We start from the raw sequence: 20,898 nt of genomic DNA, 5'->3' as shown, positions 1-20,898 counted from the left end.
GATAAATGAAATGCTTATCTCTCCCCGACAGTAGGGTTCTGTGTTACTTCCTCCATTAATATTCTGCGCAATATTTTCCCTACAGCTGATTTTGGCAGTTGTTCCCTGAACTCAAAACTTCGCGGCACTTTGTATCTGGCCAATCGTTGCACGCAAAACTCCCTGATTTCCTGCTCCGGGACTGACTTTCCTTTCTTTAAGACGATGGCCGCTTTTACCGTTTCCCCACGGTATGAATCCGGAACCCCATATACACATGTCTCTTTTACGGCTGGATGCTGGTAAATAATATCTTCAACTTCGATTGGATAAACATTATAACCGCTTGCAATGATCATATCTTTCTTCCTGCCTACGATATAAAAATATCCGTCTTCATCCATCGTCGCGATATCCCCAGTGTAAAGCCATCCATCCCGCAAAGCCGTTGCTGTTTCCTTTGAATTCTTCCAATATCCCTTCATTACTTGCGGACCTTTAATAATCAGTTCGCCTCTTTCACCTGCTGGCAATTCATCAATGCCTGTTTTTAGGTCGACGATTTTAGCGTCGGTATTTGGGTATGGAATTCCGATACTTCCTGGTTTTTTCAGTCCTATGACTGGATTGCGGTGGGTAGTGGGTGAAGTTTCTGACATTCCAAACCCTTCCAATATTGTAACCCGTAATTTTTTTTCGAACTGATGAATGATTTCTATCGGGAGCGGGGCTGAACCACAACTGCAGTACTTAAAGCAGCTTAAATCGTCCGCCGTTAAATCCGGGTGATTCAGTAAAGCAATATACATGGTCGGGACACCTGGAAAAATGGTTGGCCGATGTTTTCGAATCAAATCCACCACCTTGTTTATTTCAAATTTCTCTAATGTGATAAAAGTCGATCCGGCATATATGGCACTATTCAATCGTCCATTACCAAACACATGGAATAATGGGGTCAATCCAAGCATCCGTTCCCCAGGCCTTTGGAGTTGAAGGGCATTTGCCGTAAAGGCAAAGTCTTGATAAACATTCGAGATCAAATTAAAGTGCGTGAGCATGACCCCTTTTGATTTCCCTGTAGTCCCCCCTGTATATTGAAGTACAGCCACAGCTTCCTTCGGATCGATGGCCAGAGCAGGAAGTTCCTTACCTTTCCTTGATAAATCCGTTCCCGTTTCCATTAATTGGTCGAATGGTATGAACGTTAACCTATCAGAAAAACTTGTTAGCAATAATTTTTCCCGTTGTTCCTCACGCCCAATGAACCAATTTGCTTCGGAATCCTGTAATATATAATCCAATTCACTCGACTGATACAGCGGGTTCACTTGAACGACCACACCTCCCAAACGATGAATGGCATAATAGGCAATGATATATTCTAGACAATTTGGCAGCATGATTGCTATACGATCGTCTTTTTGAAATCCACGGTTGTCTAAATTCACAGCAAAACGATCTGAGGCATCCTTTAATTCCATATATGTCATTTCCCGATCCCTGTCTATTACGGCTTTGCAGTTTGGGTAAAGTCGGGCTGAACGTTCAAGGAGTCCATATAATGACAATACTGGAATGTCAATTTCAGCAGGAGTTTCTTTCGGATAAAATCCATGCCAAGTTCTAGTCAATTTTTTTCACACCTCATTCTTTTCTATTAAAATGGAGCATAGTCATTTGTCAGCCAACTTAATCATCCTTGCCTCATTTATCACGAATGATTTTAAAAATTCCTGTGCCCTTTGCAATTGTGTTGCCTTCAGTATCTTTTATTTCTCCTTCAGTAAAGGCAATTTTGTATCCTTTTTGAAGGACTTTTGCTTCCGCAAATAGTTCGCCGCTCGATATGCTGGCTAAATAATGTACAGTTAAGCTTGTCGTCACGACTTTGGATTTGGTAACGGAACGAGTCACCATTCCTAGAATGGTATCCAGCATGGTAGCATGAATACCGCCGTGCAGTGTTCCATTAACATTAAGCAAATGTTCTTCTATGTTCAACTTTATAGTAACATTCCCCTCTTCAAATCGAATGATTTCAAAACCTATATGTGAAAAGAATGCACTACTTTCGAATTGATTCCGAATATCTTCCACTTCAACAGGCAATCTTCCTCCCCCTCACTTTGGCACGATTCAACTTATATACGGAAAGGAGCAGAAACGTATAGGGTTTCCACTCCTTAATCGTTGGCCTATACGGCTTCAATCATGATAGCCATTCCCTGTCCGCCGCCAACACAAAGTGTAGCAACACCATATCTTTCTTTCCTGCGAATCAGTTCATATATTAGCGTTGTCACGATCCGTGCGCCCGTCGATCCGACTGGGTGTCCAAGAGCGATCGCTCCCCCATTTACATTAACTTTGTTTTCATCTAGCGATAAATCCCTGATTACTGCCAATGCCTGTGAAGCGAACGCTTCATTTAATTCGAAAAGCCCAATGTCCTCTACTTTTTTCCCGGTGCGCTCCATAAGTTTTTCGACGGCTGGTACTGGACCAATTCCCATCACTTCAGGCGAAACTCCCGCAGTCGCCCAATCTACAATCTTTGCGAGTGGTTGTATTTGTAAACGTTTCGCTTCACTAGCTTTCATTAATACCACTGCAGCAGCCCCGTCATTACGGCCACAAGCATTCCCTGCAGTGACGGTTCCGTTTTCCATGAATGCCGGTTTTAAGCTTGCAAGTTTTTCCATTGTGGTTTCCGGACGTGGATATTCATCCGTTTCAATGGTAACCGTACTCTTCCTGTCAGAGACTTGAACAGGAACGATCTCATCTTTGAACTTTCCTTGTTCTATCGCTTGCGCCGCTCTTCGTTGACTTTCCACTGAAAAGGCATCTTGTTCTTCCCTGGAAATGCTGAATCGTTGTGCGACATTTTCAGCGGTGATTCCCATCCCCAAACTTTTTCCGTAAATTTCTTGAGGCTGCTGTCCTGCTTCAGTATTAGAATCCACTAGCTTGGTCCTGTCTCCCCCAAAACGGGCACTTCTTAAATAAAGCGGTGCGCGGCTCATGCTTTCCGTACCGCCGGCAACGACTATATTTGCTTGACCTGAGCTTATCTGCTGTGCTGCTGAGGTGATGGCCTGCATTCCAGATGCACATAACCGGTTTACCGTAAAAGCCGGTGCAGAATCGGGAATCCCTGAGCGCAGAGCTGCCACTCTCGCGACATTCGAGGATTCGGTCGTTTGCCTAACTTCCCCGAAAATGACTTCATCCACTTGTTCTGCTACAATATTCGCTCGCTTGATCGCTTCTTTGATGGCTATGCTCGCCAAATGACCGGAACTAATCTCTTTAAATGCTCCACCGTACCTTCCAATCGGTGTTCGAACAGCACTAACGATTACGATATCTTCTCCCATTTCGTTCCTCCCCCTTGAAATTCCAGATTCATAGGCAAAAGACTACCTGCCCGAATCAAACAGTAAGAAATTAACACTCTTCCAAGACATTCCTTGCTATGATTAAACGTTGGATTTCGTTCGTTCCTTCATAGATCTTCGTTATGCGGGCATCCCGATAAAAACGTTCAACTGGATATTCAGCCATATATCCCATTCCCCCATGAATCTGGACCGCTTTATCCGCGACCCGATTAAAAACGTCTGAAGCGAACAGCTTTGCCATTGATGCTTCCTTGATCACTTTTTTTCCTTCATCAATCTTTTGTGCCGCCATCATCGTCAATGCTCTTGCGGCTTCCGTTTCGGTTGCCATATCAGCAAGCATCCATTGAATCGCTTGGTTGTCCGCTATTGGTTTGCCGAATTGAATGCGCTCTTTTGCATATTTGGCTGATAATTCAATCAATTTACCACTTGATCCCACTGATCTTGCAGCCAAACCTACACGCCCTTCACCTAAAATTTTCAGGGCAGAGATATATCCCATTCCAACTTCGCCGATAACATTTTCTTCAGGTATGATACAATCCTCGAAAATTACTTGTGAGGTATATGATCCCCTTAACCCCATTTTTTTGTCCTTTTTGCCGACAATTAAACCGGGAAAATCTCTTTCTACTAAAAAAGCTGTAATCCCTCCCTTTGCTCCTTTATCTTTATCCGTTATAGCAAATACGGTATAAACATCAGCTATCGGCCCATTCGTGATGAAATGTTTCGTCCCGTTCATCACCCAGTAATCACCCTTCTTTTCTGCACTTGTTGCCAAATTGGTTGCATCAGATCCCGCTCCTGGTTCAGATAAAGCAAAGGCGCCAATTTTCGTGCCTGCTGCCATTTCAGGTAAATATTTATTTTTCAAATGTTCGGATGCAAGCTTAACAAGACCTGTACTGCCAATCCCGGTGTGGGCACTTATTAATGAAACAAATCCATTATGGGTCCTTCCTAACTGCTCTAATACGGTAGCCTTTCCAACAGCATTCAAGCCAATTCCACCGAATTGTTCGGGAATGCTTATTCCGAATAAGCCAAGGTCTTTTGCTTTTTCCACCAAATGCTCCGGGATAGCATCTTCTTCTTCTATTTGTATCGCGTACGGCTCCACTTCCCTTTCAACAAAATTACGGATCATTTCCTTCATTTGCTGCATTTCCTTGGTTAAAGTGATTGTCATCAGTTTATTCCTCCTTAGGTATGTTCATAAGTAACCATTTATAAGTTTTCTTCATAGGGCATATAGGGCTGTTATCATCTAATCATTCAATGGAATTCATTGTATTCTGGTAAATTAGAGTCTTCACTCTTACAAAATCAGGCTTCACGTTCAATTATCGTAGCAATTCCCTGCCCGCCTCCAATGCAAGCCGTAATTAGAGCAAACCTTCCGGCAGAACGCTTCAATTCATAAACCGCTTTCGTAATGAGGATGGCACCCGTCGCACCTAGTGGATGTCCATGTGCAATGGCTCCCCCGTTCACATTCACTCTTGCGGGATTCATATCAAGCTCCCTATTACAAGCAATGACTTGAGCGGCGAAGGCTTCATTAATTTCAATGATGTCCATTTCATTTAAGGAAAGCCCTGATTTTTCCATTACCTTTCTTATAGCGGGAACAGGTCCTATTCCCATATAATTTGGATCTACCCCTGCAACAGCCTGTGCCCTGATCTTCGCCAAAGGTTTAATCCCCAATTCCACCGCTTTTTCCCTAGACATTATGACCAGGGCCGATGCGGCATCATTCAATCCCGAACTATTGCCCGCAGTCACGGAACCGCCTTCTAAAAACGCAGGTGCTAATTTGGCTAGCCCTTCTTTCGTTATTTGCGGACGTGGATGTTCATCCAATTTAAATTCAATATCGTCGCCTTTTCTGACGGGAATGTGAATAGGCGCAATTTGCTCATTGAAACGGCCCTCTTCCACGGCTCTGGCCATATTTTTTTGGCTTTGTAGTGCGAATTCATCTTGTTCTTCCCTGCTGACCTCATATTTTTCCGCTAAGTTTTCAGCCGTGATTCCTATCGGGGGATCGCCAATCTCTTTTGGGGACAACCGGGATTTTCTGAACTGCGGTGGCTTTGCATTGTATGCTTTTTCCGGGCGATCCATCAAGTATGGCGCCCTGCTCATGCTCTCGACCCCACCGGCGATATAGACATCGCCTTCGCCTGCCCGGATCGCTTGTGCAGCCAAGTTGACAGCATTTATTCCCGAGCCGCATTGACGGTCGACAGTCAGTCCGGGAAGATGAATCGAGAGGCCTGTTTCCAGCGTCGTTAACCTGGCAATGTTTCCACCTCCGCTTAACACATTCCCCATGATTACATCATCTATCATTAGGGGTTCGACATTCGCTCGTTTTATGGCTTCTTTCATCACTTCTGCTCCAAATGCGTGTGCGGGAACCGATGCAAGTGCACCTCCCTGTTTTCCAATTGCTGTTCGAACTGCAGAAACTATGACGGCATCTCTATTCATTTCCCATCCGCTCCTTTTCCTTTTTTCACACCCAGTTGATGGCATTCCTTCATTTCACTAGTTTCATTGAATGTAAGCAGTTGTCCCCTTGCTTATGAGAACTTAAGATCAAAGTTATCCGAACTTTTATTTTTATGTTTCCCTTTTGATTTGGCTGGTTTAACGAATATCGCAAACAGGATGCCAAAAGCCAGGACAAGGATGGCCATGAACAATATCGATAAGTTATATCCCAATAATTCATTTCCTCCTGCTAAACTTATGATATAGCCAGTTAATAGAGGTGCAATAATGCCTGCTATATTTCCTGATGATGTTAGGATGCTTGTCATCAATCCCCCCCGCTCTTGCATTTCATTAATCATGATCGTTGGTCCGATCGGTAAAATTGCATATGTAAGGCCCTTTGCTAAACACATGGCGACTATCACCCAGATTGGATTTTGAAATAGCATGATTGAGGAAAAGAACAATGCACCAAGAATCATAGCGCCCGCGACGACAAATACCCTCGATGACCGCCAATTCTGATTCTTCTTGAATAAATGATCAGACACCATCGAAACACCCATATAAATACATACGGAAACGACTCCGATTATCGCAACACTGGTTCCCATTTGACCTGGAGTCATTTTTACGGCTTCCACTAAATAAATCGGGAGCCAAACGGAAAACCAAACAACTAAAATATACGTTGAAAAATATGCAAGCGTAGTAAACAAAGCAGTAGGTGATGCGAGTAGCAGCAAAAAGTCTTTCACTTTAATTTTTTCTAGTTTCACTTTCTTTTTCTTTTGTATGTTTTCATATACTTCAACTGGATTTTCCTTTGTTAAAAATTGAAAGAGGAAGAACCAAACAAGGCTTGCGCCGCCAAGGGCGGCAAAGGCAGCTTTCCAGCCGAATATCGTAATTAAAGAAACGAGGATCGGTGCCACGATCATTGCACCAACGGTTCCTCCGCCAACCACTACCGAATTAGCAAAGCCTTTCAGTTTCGGCGGAAACCACTTATCGGCATGACTGTAAGCGATTGGGCTATAAGGCCCTTCGAATGCGCCCAGTAAAATCCTGTATAGAATCAATAATGGAAGAGCGGTGATGGCTAAAACGCCGAATTGCAAAACAGTCCATGTCAGCATGATGAACCCAAGCACTTTTTTAGCCCCCAGCCGATCAGCCCATGCTGCCCCAAAAATCCCTGTTACTGGGTAGAGCCAATAATAACTGCTTCCAACAAGACCCCACTCCGCATAGCTAAGATTGAATTCTTTCATGATGGGAACAGCTGCGAGACCCACGATCGATTTATCTGCAAAATTGATGACGGCTCCAAAGAATAATAGAATGAGAACAACCCAACGCATATAATTCCCTCCCCTGCTTCATTTTTGTTCACACACTGATCTACCCATCCAACTTAGGTTTCATAAATGAAACCACATTCCCTTCTTTCAATCCTTTTCCAATTCTTCTTTAACTAACAATCTTTTTAATAGTTTACCCACTGTATTCCGCGGAAGTTCTTTTCTCAATTCAAATACTTTTGGTACTTTATAAGGAGTCAATTGGGAATAACAATATCCTTCTATTTCTTCAAGATCCACGGAAGCGCTTTCTTTAGGTACGATGAATGCTTTCACAATTTCGCCTTTTTCTTTATGGGGGATGCCCACCACAGCTGCCTCTTTTATTGCCGGATGTTCATATAGAACACCTTCTACCTCCTGCGGATAAATATTGAATCCGCCGACGATGATCATTTCTTTTTTCCTGCCGACTATATAGAAATATCCTTCATCATCCATCACCGCAAGATCGCCAGTATATAGCCAGTCATTCTGTAAGGCCTTTTTGGTTTCTGCTTCGTTATTCCAATAACCCTTCATGATTTGCGGGCCTTTTATGAGCAACTCCCCGACGCATGTGTTAGGCACTTCATTATTTTCATCGTCAATGATCATACAGTCCGTGCCTGGAAAAGGGATGCCAATGCTTCCGATTTTCCTTTTTCCAAATGGCGGATTACGATGAGTGGAAGGAGAAGCTTCAGACAAACCGAAACCCTCTCCGATTTTGGCACCTGTCAGCTCCTCAAATCGCTTGATTACTTCAACCGGCAGAGGCGCCGATCCACAAGAACAACTTTTTAAACAATTCAGTCCATAGTTTTCAATTCCAGGATGATTGACGAAAGCATTATACATCTTTGGAACTCCTGGAAAGAAAGTCGGACGGTACTTTTTTATTTTTGCAAGTACATCTTGAAGTTCGAATTTTGGAAATAAGAGGATGGCAGCTCCAATATAGATACCTAGATTCATCGCACTTGTCATGGCATAAACATGGTAAAGAGGCGTAGCTGCCAAAACGATTTCTTCACCAGGTTTCAGGGAATCCCCATACATTTCAAAACTCTGCACGACATTGGAGGTTAAATTATAGTGAGTAAGCATGACACCCTTCATCTTCCCAGTTGTGCCGCCAGTATATTGGATGACTGCAGTATCTTCATACGGGTTTATCATTTCGGGCTTCTTAATGGCATCTCCGGTTTGAATCATCGTTTGAAGGGAACAGGAGCCATTTTGATCATTTTCCATATCAATGTAAACATCAAATTCATATATCGCTTTCGTTTCTTCGATTGTATTTGCGGCCGTTTGGTCAAATACAATATTCTTGGTATCTGAGTCTATTAAAATTTGCAAAAGTTCCCGCGGTTTATACAGGGGATTAATCTGTACAACTATCAGACCCAGTGCCTGTGCGGCGTAATAACTGATTATGAAATAAGGGTGGTTGGCCATCATCAGACCAATACGTTCACCTTTAACAAAGCCCATTTCTCTCCATTTACCTGCAAGTTTGTCTACCTGCATTTTTAGATTCTTATAATCCATTGAATGGTCTTCATAAATGATGGCTGTATGGTGTGGAAACTTACTTGCTGTTATATCAAGCAGCGAATAGACCGATATTTCCGGCAGCTTCATAGATTTCATTCTTTCAACATACCATTGCTCCCATGGTTTATTTATTGTTTTTCGCACCATTATCCCTCCGCACATAAACGAATTTCTTATCGTGCATGTTTGATTTATACTTATAGTTATTATGCAACTTGCATGCCAAGTCCCATTTTTGTGTAAAATCGCTTAGTATTAAGACCAGTCAATTCATTAATGAATTTTATTCAGTTATAATGCCTATCTTTAGAGGATTCATCGAAATGCCAATAATTCATTTTTGAATTTTTGATTGGTTTTCTAGCGATTGTGAAACTAGGCTTTTACCATATTATAGATTATACCTACTCACAAATCGTGATTTTGATTTTATCCATGGGTTTTATAAAATTTGAATAGCCCATCCAGCAACGGATGGGCCTATTGCAACATTTATTGAAAATTGGCTTACTAGTGAAGTATATAAAAATCTATTGCTCTACTCCATTCCTGGATTTTTAGCTTTTGCGCATTGGTAGACTGATTTTTCCGCTGTATCCAAGAATCTTCCAAGCCACATAACTAGTTCAATCGATCGGACCATCCTGTAAAGATCTAGATATCTCGTTCTTTAAGACCATTATCCAATATGGCTTGAAGTTGTCGTCCTTCATTTTGATCTTTGCTGCTTATTCGTATGTATCCAAATTTACGAACATCCATTTTTTACACCTCATTCTATTTCTTTCTACTATTCTACTAAAAACGTTCGTAAAAGTGTATGTAAAACAATGAACGTTCGTAAAGTGTTTTTAAACTTTAACGAACGTTAAAATAAGAGGATTTTATCGAAAATAGAACCGTTCGTAAAAGTGTACTTTTACGAACGGGATTTAAAATGATTATTTTGAGTAGAAAGAAGAGATTTTGCAGGAGTAGAATGATAGTTCGAAAAACATGTTGAGTAATTAAAATCAGTTTGAATATCAATAATGACAAATTGGTCTGGCGATTTTGAAACGCCCAATGTACGAAACTGGAACATTCTAATCATCCTCTACCTATATCACTTACAAACAGTAAATACCAACTATTAATAAACAATACAATGAACACATCGAGGTAGTTTAAAATTTGTTACAGAATTTCATTCTCCCCCCTCTTTGTTGTTGCCCGTTGAGTAGAAATAAAATTTAATACATGTCGTTTTCCAGGTGCTGCCTGAATAGCTCCTTTTACGGAAGCAGTTAGTGCTCCACTTGCATTTGCAAAAGTAAGTAATCGTTGATGATTTTCACTCACTCTTTCACATAGATTTTCATTAGATACTTCAAGTGACACTAGTTCGGATAAGAAACCTCCGATAAATGCATCACCTGCCCCAGTTGTATCCGAAACAATTACTTTAAATCCTTTGTCTTCATATTCCTCTCCATTTTTCAAATAAATATTTGCGCCATCGCTTCCTTTTGTATATACGACTACTTTCACGTTACCGACAAAAAGGGATTTAATCGCTTCTTTTTCCTTATTAATATTTGTTATAAAATATAATTCTTCATCGGATACTTTTACAATATCAGCTAGAGGCAAGAAGTTTAGTATCGTACGCCGACAGCTTTCTTCATCAGGCCATAAAGGAAGCCTGACATTAGGGTCAAAACTTACAATTCCACCTATTTTATTAAATCTGTCTATCACTTTTATATGAGTTTGTTTCATTGGACTTTCAACTAAATCCACTGAGCAAAAGTGAAGAAGATCTCCTTGATTAAACCACTCTGACTTCACCTCATCTGGTGAAAGTAATAAATCAGCTGTATTCTTTCGATAAAAATTAAAACTTCTTTCTCCGAAATTATCTACAGATACAAATGCTAATCCAGTTTCACCTTCATCGCTTCGAATTATATAGGAAGTGTCTACATCATTTCCTTGAAGCACGTCCATTAAATAATCACCAAAATTATCATTAGCTATCTTGGTTAGCATGACGGAATTCCCACCATATTTTGCAATTGCAATCGCAACGTTCATAGGAGCTCCACCGGCAACACGTTCAAAACCAGTAACCTCTTTTAAAGATTTTTCTTTTTGAATAGGAATAAAATCAATTAATGTCTCGCCAATACAAAAAACTTTTTTCAATGTATTCACCCCTAAACAAGGAACAAGTGGTCTAGACACTTGTTCCTTGTTATTTTATTTCCAGATGTCTTTTAGGTTCCAATAAGTTATTTCCTTGACTTGTACATCACCATTCTCAGTAAATAACTCAATACCTAATCTATCTTCATTCGGATAGATACGACTTGTCATGGTCGTTTGTCCATCATTCGCAAAGATTTCAATGGAAGATCGATCAATAAATACACGTAGGGAAAGCTCTTTATTTGTCTCAAGTATTGTGTTCCTAACACCATCTTCCACTTTTCCTGACTTGGAGCAATCAAGTGTTAGCTGTTGTTTATCTAAGTGATACGTTAATACTGTTTCTTCTTGGTTAACTCCACGAATCTTTAGACCTACAGATTGAGCACTACAATTAGTTAAGTCAAACACAGCTTTCACTTCAAGTAAATCATCTTTCGTTTCTACCAAATAGCTTTCAGAAATGGATTGATTTGTACACTCATTGTGTTCAGAATCACGTAATAAGGTTAATTCCTCAACAGGATTCATTAAAATCTTGTTATGATCCCCTAGCGTTATTTCACGTGGTAATGTTAAGGCTCCACACCATCCATCTGCTTTTGTTGGCATGTTTGACTCCCACATATCCATCCAACCAATTGCAATTCGACGACCTTTATCATCTAATAGTGTTTGAACTGCATAAAAGTCATGTCCATTATCTAGTTCAGTAAATGATCCATGAACAAACGCGTTTGTTTCATAATTATAATCTCCAACCAAATAACCTGTTTGGAATAGATTATTATATAAATCTCCATTTGATTTAATACCTTGAGGAGAGATCATTAGAATATATTTTCCATCTAATTCAAAGAAGTCTGGACATTCCCACATATATCCAAGTGAGCCATCACTTTGTGCAAGAACGCCAATGTATTCCCAATTCAGTAGATCAGGAGAACGGTATAAAATAACTCTTCCGACATTCTCCTTCGTTGAATTTCCTAAAACCATGTACCAGGCATCATTGTGCTTCCACACCTTTGGATCACGGAAGTGATGTGCACTATCTACTGGTGGTTTAGCAATAACCGGATTTTCTCCAACTTTCTCAAATGTTATGCCATCCGTACTGACCGCAATATTTTGATTTTGATAGAAGAGATCTTTTTCCTTATCTGTATAGTGATGTCCTGTATAGATTAGGGTTAGTTCACCATTATTATCAACGGCACTTCCTGAGAAACATCCATCTGTATCACATGCATCCCCAGGAGCTAAAGCAACAGGCAAATGCTCCCAATGAATGAGATCTTTACTTTTTACATGGCCCCAATGCATAGGCCCCCAATTTGCATCATATGGATGGAATTGATAAAATGCATGATATTCCCCCTTATATTGTGCGAAACCGTTCGGGTCATTAATCCAGTTAGCTGGAGCCATGATATGGTAACCTAATCGATAACGATTATTTATTTTTTTCTTTGCATTCTTCAGTGCCTCTTCAGCCTGTTTAATTCTATTAATTGTTAACATCCTAACATCCTCCTATATTATCTTTCGTAACCTTTCCACATTGCCATTTAAGCCTTTGCTTTTTTTAGAACCTTTTAAAGTAAAGATTGAAATAATGGTAAAACAAAAAACCATGATTCCCATGATGAGATAGGTATGACGAAATCCTACACTGTCATATAATCCACCTGCAATTGGTGAAAGAATAGATGCACCTACCTGAGAGGCAAATTGGAAACCAACTAGATAAAGCACAGAAGATAGACGGGTATCAAAATTCGCTGCTAAATATTTAAAAATAGCAATTAGCATAATAGGCAATTCTAGAGCATGAATTAATTTCATCGAAGAAATTCCGATTGGCCCAACAACTATTCCAGAACCGATGATTCGGAAGGCCATTAAAAATCCTGCTAGAATTAAACTATTCTTTACACCAAACTTATTTACGATAAACGGAGCAAGAAACATCATTCCAGCCTCTAAAAATACTTGGAACGAGTTTAGATATCCAAATACTTGATTGCCTAACGATTCAGTCGGAAATAAAGATGCGTAATAAAGAGGGAATTGCTGATCATAAACACTGTAGACGCATGTCACCCCAATAATGTACATCATGAAAAACCAGAAATCTTTTAATAAAAAAAGTTGTCCAACGTCTTTTAATTTAATAGAATCGGCTCTATTTACCTCTTGATCCGTCATTTCTATTTTCACAGACATAATAATGGCCACTAATATGATTGCTGAAACAGATGCAACCCAGAAATTGATATTTGGATTAATATTAAACAGCTGTCCTGCAAAAAATGTAGCTGCCGCCCACCCTAGAGAGCCCCACATTCTCGATTTTCCATACTCGAAATCATATTTACGGCTAATCTTCTCAATATATGATTCAATCGCTCCAATACCAGCTAGAAAAGCAACTGCTAAATAAATTCCTCCAACAATCGCGCCCCAAAAGACATTGTATTTTAATAATGGTCCATAGATGAAAATATAAAATGGTCCTACAAATACGATTAGCAAACTAATGAAAGATAATATTTTTTTCTTTAAACCTATTTTGTCAGATATATAACCATATAGTGGCTGCATACATAAGGCGAAGATAGCGTTTACAGAAAAGATAATACCTGTAGCTGACCCACTTAAATTTATTTCTTGTCCTAACCAAATGGAAAATAAAGAGTAACTAGAAGACCAAGTGAAAAAGAAAAAGAAAAAATACGCACTTAACATCCAATACAGATTTTTTGAAACTTTCAATTTAATTGCTCCTTTTACTAGACATGTGAAAAGAAATGAATAACTAGTTAACGAAATGAAAAAGAAGAAATAGAAATATGAATTTAAGTCCATACATGGTTGTTAATGATGATACACTCTCTATTTAATGCCTGTACCTGAACCGCCAATCCCCTCTAAAATATAACGTTGAGCCACAATATAGATAATAATCAATGGAACGGTGGATATCGTCAGTACAGCCATGACTTGGTTAGTATAAACCGGATCTGTACTATTAATTGCTGTAATCGCTACTTGGATAGGAAATTTCGACTTGTCTGTCAAGACCATCAGAGGCCAGATATAATCATTCCAACTTCCGATGAAAGCCAATGTCCCAACAGTGGCAACGGCTGGTTTAGACATCGGTAGCATGACCCGCCAGAATACTTGCCATGTATTTGCCCCATCCAATTTAGCCGATTCAATAATCTCTGTTGGAATAGCCATAAAAAAGTTTCGGAACAAATAGATATTGAATGCCCCTGCCAACGCTGGCAAAATAACCGCAAGACGTGTATCCACTAATCCAATGCTATGAATAATGGTAAATTGAGAGATTAAGATGGTTTCAAATGGCACGATCAAAATAGCCAATAAAAGACCAAACAGCACTTTTTTTCCACTAAAATTAAGTTTAGCAAATGCATAGCCCGCCATCCCATTGATAATTATGGAACCAACTGCTACACACAAACCATAAAACAAACTGTTGCCGATATAACCTAGTAAATGAAATCGTAACAGAACTTGCTTGTAGGATACAAACCAGTCTGATGGATGAAATGATGGCAGGAAAGCCTTAATGTTACTCATATCGTTATAAATTTCCGCTTCTGGTTTCATCGAGGATGCGACCATCCAAAACAGCGGAAAAATAAATAGCACTGCGAGCAAAACCAGGCAAATGTATTCTAAAATCGTTAGAGGCCCGAATTTCCGTCTCATCAGTCTTCATCCTCCTTCACCAGTTTACGTTGCGTAATCGTAACCAATCCGATAATCGTTCCAAACAAGAGAGCAATTGAACTGGCATAACCAACCATGCGGTCCGTAAAACCAGTTTGATAAATATAATAGACAACCGTCATGGTGGAATTCACTGGTCCGCCTTGCGTCATAACCATTGGTTGAACCAACAGCTTGAATGCGCCAATTAATGTGGTAATAAATATAAAAATTGAAGTTGGTTTCAACAAAGGTAACGTAATGTAAATAAATCGTTGCCATTTATTCATTCCGTCTAACTGTGCCGCCTCATAGACATCACCAGGGATATTCTGCAGTCCTGCTAGAAAAATCAGCATCTGAAAGCCGGCTCCTTGCCAAGCCGAAACCACAACAATTGTAAATATCGCCTGCTTAGGACTTGTCAAAAACGGTTGCGCTGAAATGCCGAAGTATGTGAGTACATTGTTAATAATCCCTTCATTTGGATTCAACAAATACAACCATAGAACAGAGATAACGACAAGTGACATGACAACTGGACTAAAGTAAGCTACTTTAAAAAACGTGTTTGCTTTACGTTGTTTATTTAACAGGAGGGCCAGCCCAAGAGCTGCCCCTATCTGTAACGGAATAACCCAAACTACAAATTCCAGTGTGTTCACCAAGCTTTTCAGAAAAATTGGGTCCTGGAATAGATTAATGAAATTGTCCAATCCGACAAATGTGCGCATATCGGGTGTTAATAAATAATAATCCGTAAACGCATAATAGACTGACATAATAGATGGAATAACAAGGAACATCGATAAAAGTAACAACGCCGGCCCCAAAAATGTATATGCAACTACATTTTCTTTCCACCGAATTTTATTCTTGATTCTTCCCTCTGGTCTCAGAAATGTATAGACATTCCTATTTTCTTTCCATCCAATTTTACTCATAGTTCCTCCTTCTAATTGGCCTTATCTATAGCTGATTGCATTTCTTTCGCATGTGTATCCAATACTTTTTGGATATCTTTATTTTGATCATAGAAGCTGATGTCATCGATTGTTTGTTGGAAAGCACGCGTGACTTGCGGATAAGCCGGTGTAACGGGACGTGCGTGTCCTGTTTCTTTCAATTGTTTCAGGAAGACATTCATTTGATCTGAGAACTCTTTTGCCATCACTTTTTCAGAAGAGTATCGGACTGGCAGTGCTGCAATCGTACGGCTCAGTTCCACATTCGAATCTTTGTTTGTCATCCAGTCAACTAATTTTGCAGCCCATTCTTTATTTTCGGACGTTTGTGTCATCGCAAATTGCCAACTACCTGAAGGAGAAACTAGTTTCTTTGTCTTTGGTGATACTGGATATGGCATAACGCCATAATCTACCTTTTGGTAGTTTGTTTTCATATCAGTTACTGTCCATACTCCACTAAACTTCATTGAATATTTTTCCGTTTCAAACGCTTGTTTGACTGGCGTTCGTGTCGTATAACCTTCTTTCAACATTGTTTGAATAAAAGTCATTGCTTCAACAGTAGTTTTTTTATTGAAGACACCTTCTGCTTTCTTTCCATCTTTCGAGATGATATCTCCATCAGCTGACCAGACAAACGGAGTTAGCGCATACGTCAACATTTCGTCTTTCGACTGTAATTGCATATCAATAGCTGGTTTGTCGTATTTATCTTTCAACGTTTTACAAAGAGCAAGGAATTGGTCCCATGTCCATGGATTATCAACTGTTGGCAGCGTATTCAAATCTACGCCCGCCTCTTGTAACATTCTTTTATTGTAGTAAATCCCAACAGATGATTCACTAACACCAATTGCATACAGCTTGTCTTTATAAGTTCCTTGTTGCTTAATACTTGGCAGCAAATCCTCTTGATCTTTTATATACTCATCCAATGGTGCAATGACACCAGATTTCGCGTAAGCAGCTGTATTTGGTCCGTCCAAAGTAATAACATCCGGCAAAGTGCTGGTTGTAAGGGCCGCGTTTACTTTGTCTTCATAACCACCGCCATTTCCGCTACGTGGAATAAATTCAATTTTAGCTTTGATATTGTCAGAAGAATACTTCTTATTGAAGGCTTCTACCCGTTTTTTATACACTTTTCCTTCTTCATTCTCATCAGATATATGTACCCACATCGTAATCGTCTTTTTACCATCACTATTTACGCTTTCGCTTTTGCTGCAGCCCACCGCAGCAAACATCAGTAATAAAGATATACTTACTAGTAGCCATTTCTTCATACCTTTCACTTCCCCCTCATATGTCTTTCGTCTTAAAAAAACTTATAAAAGCGCTTTCAATTGTAGTTTATGTCAACCGGTTACATATGTCAACCGATTGACAGGTATTTTTTTGAAAAATCAGACATTACCTTTCATGTAATTTGTCTCTAACTCTTGCACATATTAGTACTTTTCTCTAAAATAAGTGCGTGATCCGACTAATCTGAAATTATTTTATTATAGGGTTTTCCTAGTAGGTGACAGATTATGATATGCTATTAAACAGTTTATTAATGGATTTTTCATTTTTATCACCTTCGCTCTTTATACAATATTGATGCCAATGTTTAATATCTCTGTGAACCAACTGAAAAAATCTCAGTATCCAATCAATGGACCAAAACATGAAAACTTTATTCAAATGAGTAGTTAAAAAAGTTAAATAAAATGGATGTTTCTTAATAAGGTAGGAGGACATGAAATGAAGCCTAACATTCACGATGTGGCAAAAATAGCAGGTGTTTCATCAACAACAGTTTCCCGTGTATTAAATAACCGCGGTTACATAAGTGAAAAAACAAAAGAAAAAGTTTATAAAGCGATGGAAGAGATTAATTATTTTCCAAACGATTTAGCCCGTTCTCTATTCAATAAACGAACTAATATAATAGGACTAATTATCCCAAATTCAAGTAACCCATTTTTCGGTGAACTTACCTTTCATATTGAAAGCATCTGTGCTTCATTAGGCTATAAATTGTTACTTTGTAACAGCTTAAACCGTATAGATAAAGAAGAAAAATATTTAGAAATGCTCATACGTAATCAGGTAGATGGAGTAGTCGTTGTGACATATAACCGAGGTATACTAAATTATGAGAAGCAGAATCTTTCTGTCGTAGCAATTGACCACTACTTATCGAAAAACATCCCTGTTGTTGGCTCTGACAATTATAGCGGAGGAAAAAAAGCTACAGAATTATTAATAATGAAAGGTTGTCAGTTTATTGTTCATATAAATGGACCAATTGAGCTGCAAACACCAGCAAACTTAAGAAGAAAAGCGTATGAGGATGTTATGAAGGAACATGGTAGACTTCCAATTACATATGAAGTTTCACCTCGTCAAAGTCATCAAGAAGTAATCTCTAAGCTTTTTGATGAACATCCAGAAGTAGATGGGATCTTTGCAAGTGATGATTTAATCGCGGCATCTGTTATAGCTGAATCTAAAAAACGCGGAAAAGATATACCAACGCAATTAAAAGTTGTCGGTTATGATGGAACAGAAGCCGTTCAAGTTTTACTGCCAGAATTGACAACCATACAACAACCAATTGATTTAATTGCCAAGACAGCAATTGATATTTTATTAAAACAAATTGAAGGTGAATTTAACAATTTTCCGTTTGAGACATATCTGCCTGTTAAACTTTTAGAAGGTGGAACGACTTAATTTATTGTATTTGTATGATGGTTTTTGGAGGTGTCAAAACCGGTTTTGGTGCAAATACAAAGACGAATAGAAAAAAATTGTAGATTCACTCTAAATAGCTAGTTATAAAAAAGAAACTGTATTACTTGAAGGGAGTCAGTTCACGTATTTTGTCTGAAAAAGTGTACTTTTTCGAACGGGATAGACAGATCAAATTAATATTTTAACCCGTTAACGTTTTGAGTCTATTCTTAGCCTCGCCCTTTTTATATAGGAGTGGAGTTAGTATAGTTTCATGAACACATTTTAGTTAAGTCCTTACAATGATTTTTGAGAGGATGTGTCCGTCTTGTATAGGTAAAAAATATAATAATGAGTTCAAGTAGACTATAGTAGATCTTTATCACTCGGGTAATTCAGTTAAGAATTAAGCGGCTAATATGGCGGTTAAAGAATTTACTCCTATCGTTTTGGGGAAGAGTCCATGACTCCAAAGAAATGGAAAGCGGAAAATAAAATTGCTCCAACAGGCAAAGGCCGAGGGGCTAGGAAAAAACTATGAATAAAGAGGAAAAGAAAAATAGAGGATGGGCAGCATTATTATTAAGTTAATTTTGAATGTAATGGCTTTTGTGTTAACCACATTTTCAGGTTAAAACGGTAGAGCAAACAAGGCTGCACCAGATTTTTTTCGTTTCGGGCAGCCTTGTTTGTTTATTCCCGACAGCCGGTAGTCGTCTGCCCGGCTTGTATAATAACAACACTGTTTGCAATAGGGTCTCAACGCTTCAATATGTGACATGATAAGTTCTAGTAGATATGTGAGTAGGTGAGATTGGCACACAAACATCACTATCATGTTCTCTCACTAAATTATAGAAGATAAAGCGTATTTCCTTCAGGGCCGAGCGGCAAATGTCCATCTGCAAGCAATTCTACAATAAATGAAAATGGGTTTTCTTCACCGGCAAGTTCGGCTGTACAAGCAAGAACGCTTATATACATGGCATGTCCAACGAGGAACTTGATTGCTTTTTCATCCCTAAATACGTTGAATGCTTGTTTATATGCTCCATGAAAAACGGCCTCCGGCACTTTGTCCACGATATCGGCAAGCAGTTTTTCATTTCCAGCGGCATCGATCTTTTCCTTAAGTTGATCCGGTAATTCTTTCAGAACTTCCCAAAGTGTACTGCTTTCAAACGAAAGTTGGCTGACTGTTTCTAAAACCTGCGCTGCCGAAAGCCACTTTATTTTATATTCACTGACGCCAATTGCACTCATAAACTGCTCTACTTTTTTCTCTGCTTCATTACACTTTACCCCTGCCTGTGAATACCAGTCTATGGATGTAAGTCGCTCAATCATTTCATTGGCAGACCGTGCGTCTGTACCGTACTTTTCTTCATTGATTATTCCGGCTAAAGCCATTTTAATCCGCTCCTTTCATATCTTCCGTTTTATCAGCCGACTGGGATTTCCCTGCCGACCAATGTCTGTTAATATTTTGTTGTCAGTTCTGGAGGACCAAATTTCGGTCCATATGGGCCTTCATCGAGCCAGCGTCCCAGTCTTGGAACTATGGATACGAGGGATGCTGCAAGTTCACGCTTTAGGTTCATTTCAGGGGCATCCCCTTGAAGGTGATGCAATGCAGTGGTTGACCCGTCTCGGTTCCACTTTGCGGCAATCCGTCTTTCAGTCGCTGCTGCATCAATTGCTTCTTTTCGCTCCGCTTCAGAATTAGATTGAAGCGCTTTCTCAATCCCCCTTACAGAAATAATTGTGCATCCGGTATTCCGGAGTTCAATCCACGGGCACCAAAATGACCTACTCATATACAATTGGTCATCACTTTCATTAACTTCTTGCTAATTTTTAATTCCCTTAATACCCACACACACATCGTTTCTTTGTTTTGATTACTTTTCTAAAGTCCTTGGTTGCTATTACATTTTTTGAACCACTTTTCCGGAATCTTTTATCATCTCAATTTCACTATTTCAATCACCATTCTTCATGCTCCAACATATAATACCTCAAAGGAAAACCGGGGGTATCAACATGCAAGACAATCAACATGGATCGCAAATGAATGAGGTTGAAAAGTTTGATGAATGGGTAAAAAGTTTTTTTCTGGATCCGGAAACTTGTGCGTTGGATCATCAACTTTTTTCAATTGATATATACGAAAGTGACGATGAGTATATGGTGGAAGCGGTTTTGGAAAATCATGATGTGAAAGATATAAAAGTTTGCCTATGTGATAATGAGCTATCGATCATCGTTTACGATACTGATAAGCCAATTCTTGAAAAAAAAGAAGATACACTGCCCACACAGAGAAAGATCCCTTTCCCCTTTTCGATTTGCTCTCGAAGAATTACCGCTGAATTCTCGAATCCGATATTGGTGATTCGCATCCATAAGTTTTCCCCCGGAAAAACAGCTGAAGATATTAACATTGAGTAGTTCATTCATAAAAAT

16 protein-coding genes and 2 pseudogenes are annotated in these 20,898 nt (G+C 39.3%); 2 read left to right on the top strand and 16 right to left on the bottom strand.

Annotated features, from left to right (window positions below; genetic code table 11):
- Positions 1-14: 14 nt before the first annotated feature.
- The 14 genes and pseudogenes from FNK51_RS25075 to FNK51_RS25010 all read right to left on the bottom strand — a co-directional run bounded on the left by FNK51_RS25075 (position 15) and on the right by FNK51_RS25010 (position 16,994).
- Positions 15-1,613: a long-chain-fatty-acid--CoA ligase gene (locus FNK51_RS25075; RefSeq protein ID WP_141995080.1), complete on the bottom strand. Its 1,599-nt coding sequence runs from the start codon at positions 1,611-1,613 to the stop codon at positions 15-17.
- A gap of 73 nt (positions 1,614-1,686) precedes the next feature.
- Positions 1,687-2,091: a PaaI family thioesterase gene (locus tag FNK51_RS25070; RefSeq protein ID WP_098373178.1), complete on the bottom strand. Its 405-nt coding sequence runs from the start codon at positions 2,089-2,091 to the stop codon at positions 1,687-1,689.
- 86 nt (positions 2,092-2,177) lie between these two features.
- Positions 2,178-3,362, bottom strand: a complete 1,185-nt coding sequence (locus tag FNK51_RS25065) for a thiolase family protein (RefSeq protein WP_141995079.1) — start codon at positions 3,360-3,362, stop codon at positions 2,178-2,180.
- 70 nt (positions 3,363-3,432) lie between these two features.
- A complete protein-coding gene (locus FNK51_RS25060) occupies positions 3,433-4,581 on the bottom strand; it encodes an acyl-CoA dehydrogenase family protein (RefSeq protein ID WP_141995078.1) in 1,149 nt (382 codons plus the stop codon).
- 137 nt (positions 4,582-4,718) lie between these two features.
- Positions 4,719-5,891, bottom strand: a complete 1,173-nt coding sequence (locus FNK51_RS25055; protein ID WP_141995077.1) for a thiolase family protein — start codon at positions 5,889-5,891, stop codon at positions 4,719-4,721.
- A gap of 92 nt (positions 5,892-5,983) precedes the next feature.
- On the bottom strand, positions 5,984-7,261 hold the full coding sequence (locus tag FNK51_RS25050; RefSeq protein WP_141995076.1) for an MFS transporter: 1,278 nt from the start codon (positions 7,259-7,261) through the stop codon (positions 5,984-5,986).
- A gap of 87 nt (positions 7,262-7,348) precedes the next feature.
- A complete protein-coding gene (locus tag FNK51_RS25045; protein ID WP_286178880.1) occupies positions 7,349-8,947 on the bottom strand; it encodes a long-chain-fatty-acid--CoA ligase in 1,599 nt (532 codons plus the stop codon).
- Between the two features lie 513 nt (positions 8,948-9,460).
- Positions 9,461-9,565 (bottom strand): annotated as a pseudogene (locus FNK51_RS25040) (recombinase family protein); the annotation flags it as partial.
- A gap of 414 nt (positions 9,566-9,979) precedes the next feature.
- Positions 9,980-10,990 (bottom strand): carbohydrate kinase family protein, encoded by a 1,011-nt coding sequence (locus FNK51_RS25035; RefSeq protein ID WP_141995074.1) that lies wholly within the window; start codon positions 10,988-10,990, stop codon positions 9,980-9,982.
- A 54-nt stretch (positions 10,991-11,044) separates the two neighbouring features.
- Positions 11,045-12,508 (bottom strand): glycoside hydrolase family 32 protein, encoded by a 1,464-nt coding sequence (locus FNK51_RS25030; protein ID WP_141995088.1) that lies wholly within the window; start codon positions 12,506-12,508, stop codon positions 11,045-11,047.
- Positions 12,509-12,529: 21 nt separating this feature from the next.
- Entirely contained in the window at positions 12,530-13,771 is a 1,242-nt protein-coding gene (locus FNK51_RS25025) for an MFS transporter (RefSeq protein ID WP_141995073.1), read from the bottom strand.
- A 120-nt stretch (positions 13,772-13,891) separates the two neighbouring features.
- Positions 13,892-14,740, bottom strand: coding sequence for a carbohydrate ABC transporter permease (locus tag FNK51_RS25020; RefSeq protein WP_141995072.1), 849 nt, complete (start codon positions 14,738-14,740; stop codon positions 13,892-13,894).
- Positions 14,740-15,684, bottom strand: a complete 945-nt coding sequence (locus FNK51_RS25015; protein ID WP_141995071.1) for a carbohydrate ABC transporter permease — start codon at positions 15,682-15,684, stop codon at positions 14,740-14,742. The genes FNK51_RS25020 and FNK51_RS25015 overlap by 1 nt, the downstream gene beginning before the upstream one ends.
- A gap of 11 nt (positions 15,685-15,695) precedes the next feature.
- Complete coding sequence (locus FNK51_RS25010) at positions 15,696-16,994, bottom strand: ABC transporter substrate-binding protein (RefSeq protein WP_141995070.1); 1,299 nt, start codon at positions 16,992-16,994, stop codon at positions 15,696-15,698.
- 463 nt (positions 16,995-17,457) lie between these two features.
- Here FNK51_RS25010 and FNK51_RS25005 point away from each other — a divergent pair, with 463 nt between their 5' ends.
- On the top strand, positions 17,458-18,432 hold the full coding sequence (locus tag FNK51_RS25005) for a LacI family DNA-binding transcriptional regulator (protein ID WP_141995069.1): 975 nt from the start codon (positions 17,458-17,460) through the stop codon (positions 18,430-18,432).
- An 852-nt stretch (positions 18,433-19,284) separates the two neighbouring features.
- Here the strand turns inward: FNK51_RS25005 and FNK51_RS25000 are convergent.
- Together FNK51_RS25000 and FNK51_RS24995 are read right to left on the bottom strand one after the other, a co-directional pair.
- Positions 19,285-19,842, bottom strand: a complete 558-nt coding sequence (locus tag FNK51_RS25000; protein WP_141995068.1) for a hypothetical protein — start codon at positions 19,840-19,842, stop codon at positions 19,285-19,287.
- Between the two features lie 68 nt (positions 19,843-19,910).
- A pseudogene (locus tag FNK51_RS24995) lies at positions 19,911-20,236 on the bottom strand (monooxygenase); the annotation flags it as partial.
- Between the two features lie 239 nt (positions 20,237-20,475).
- Between FNK51_RS24995 and FNK51_RS24990 the strand changes: the two are divergent.
- On the top strand, positions 20,476-20,883 hold the full coding sequence (locus FNK51_RS24990) for an Hsp20/alpha crystallin family protein (protein WP_098372933.1): 408 nt from the start codon (positions 20,476-20,478) through the stop codon (positions 20,881-20,883).
- The last annotated feature ends 15 nt before the right edge of the window (positions 20,884-20,898 follow it).

This window comes from Bacillus sp. B4EP4a (assembly GCF_006680105.1).
Lineage (GTDB): Bacteria > Bacillota > Bacilli > Bacillales > DSM-1321 > Peribacillus > Peribacillus simplex_E.
This window is presented reverse-complemented; position numbering and strand designations above follow the sequence as displayed.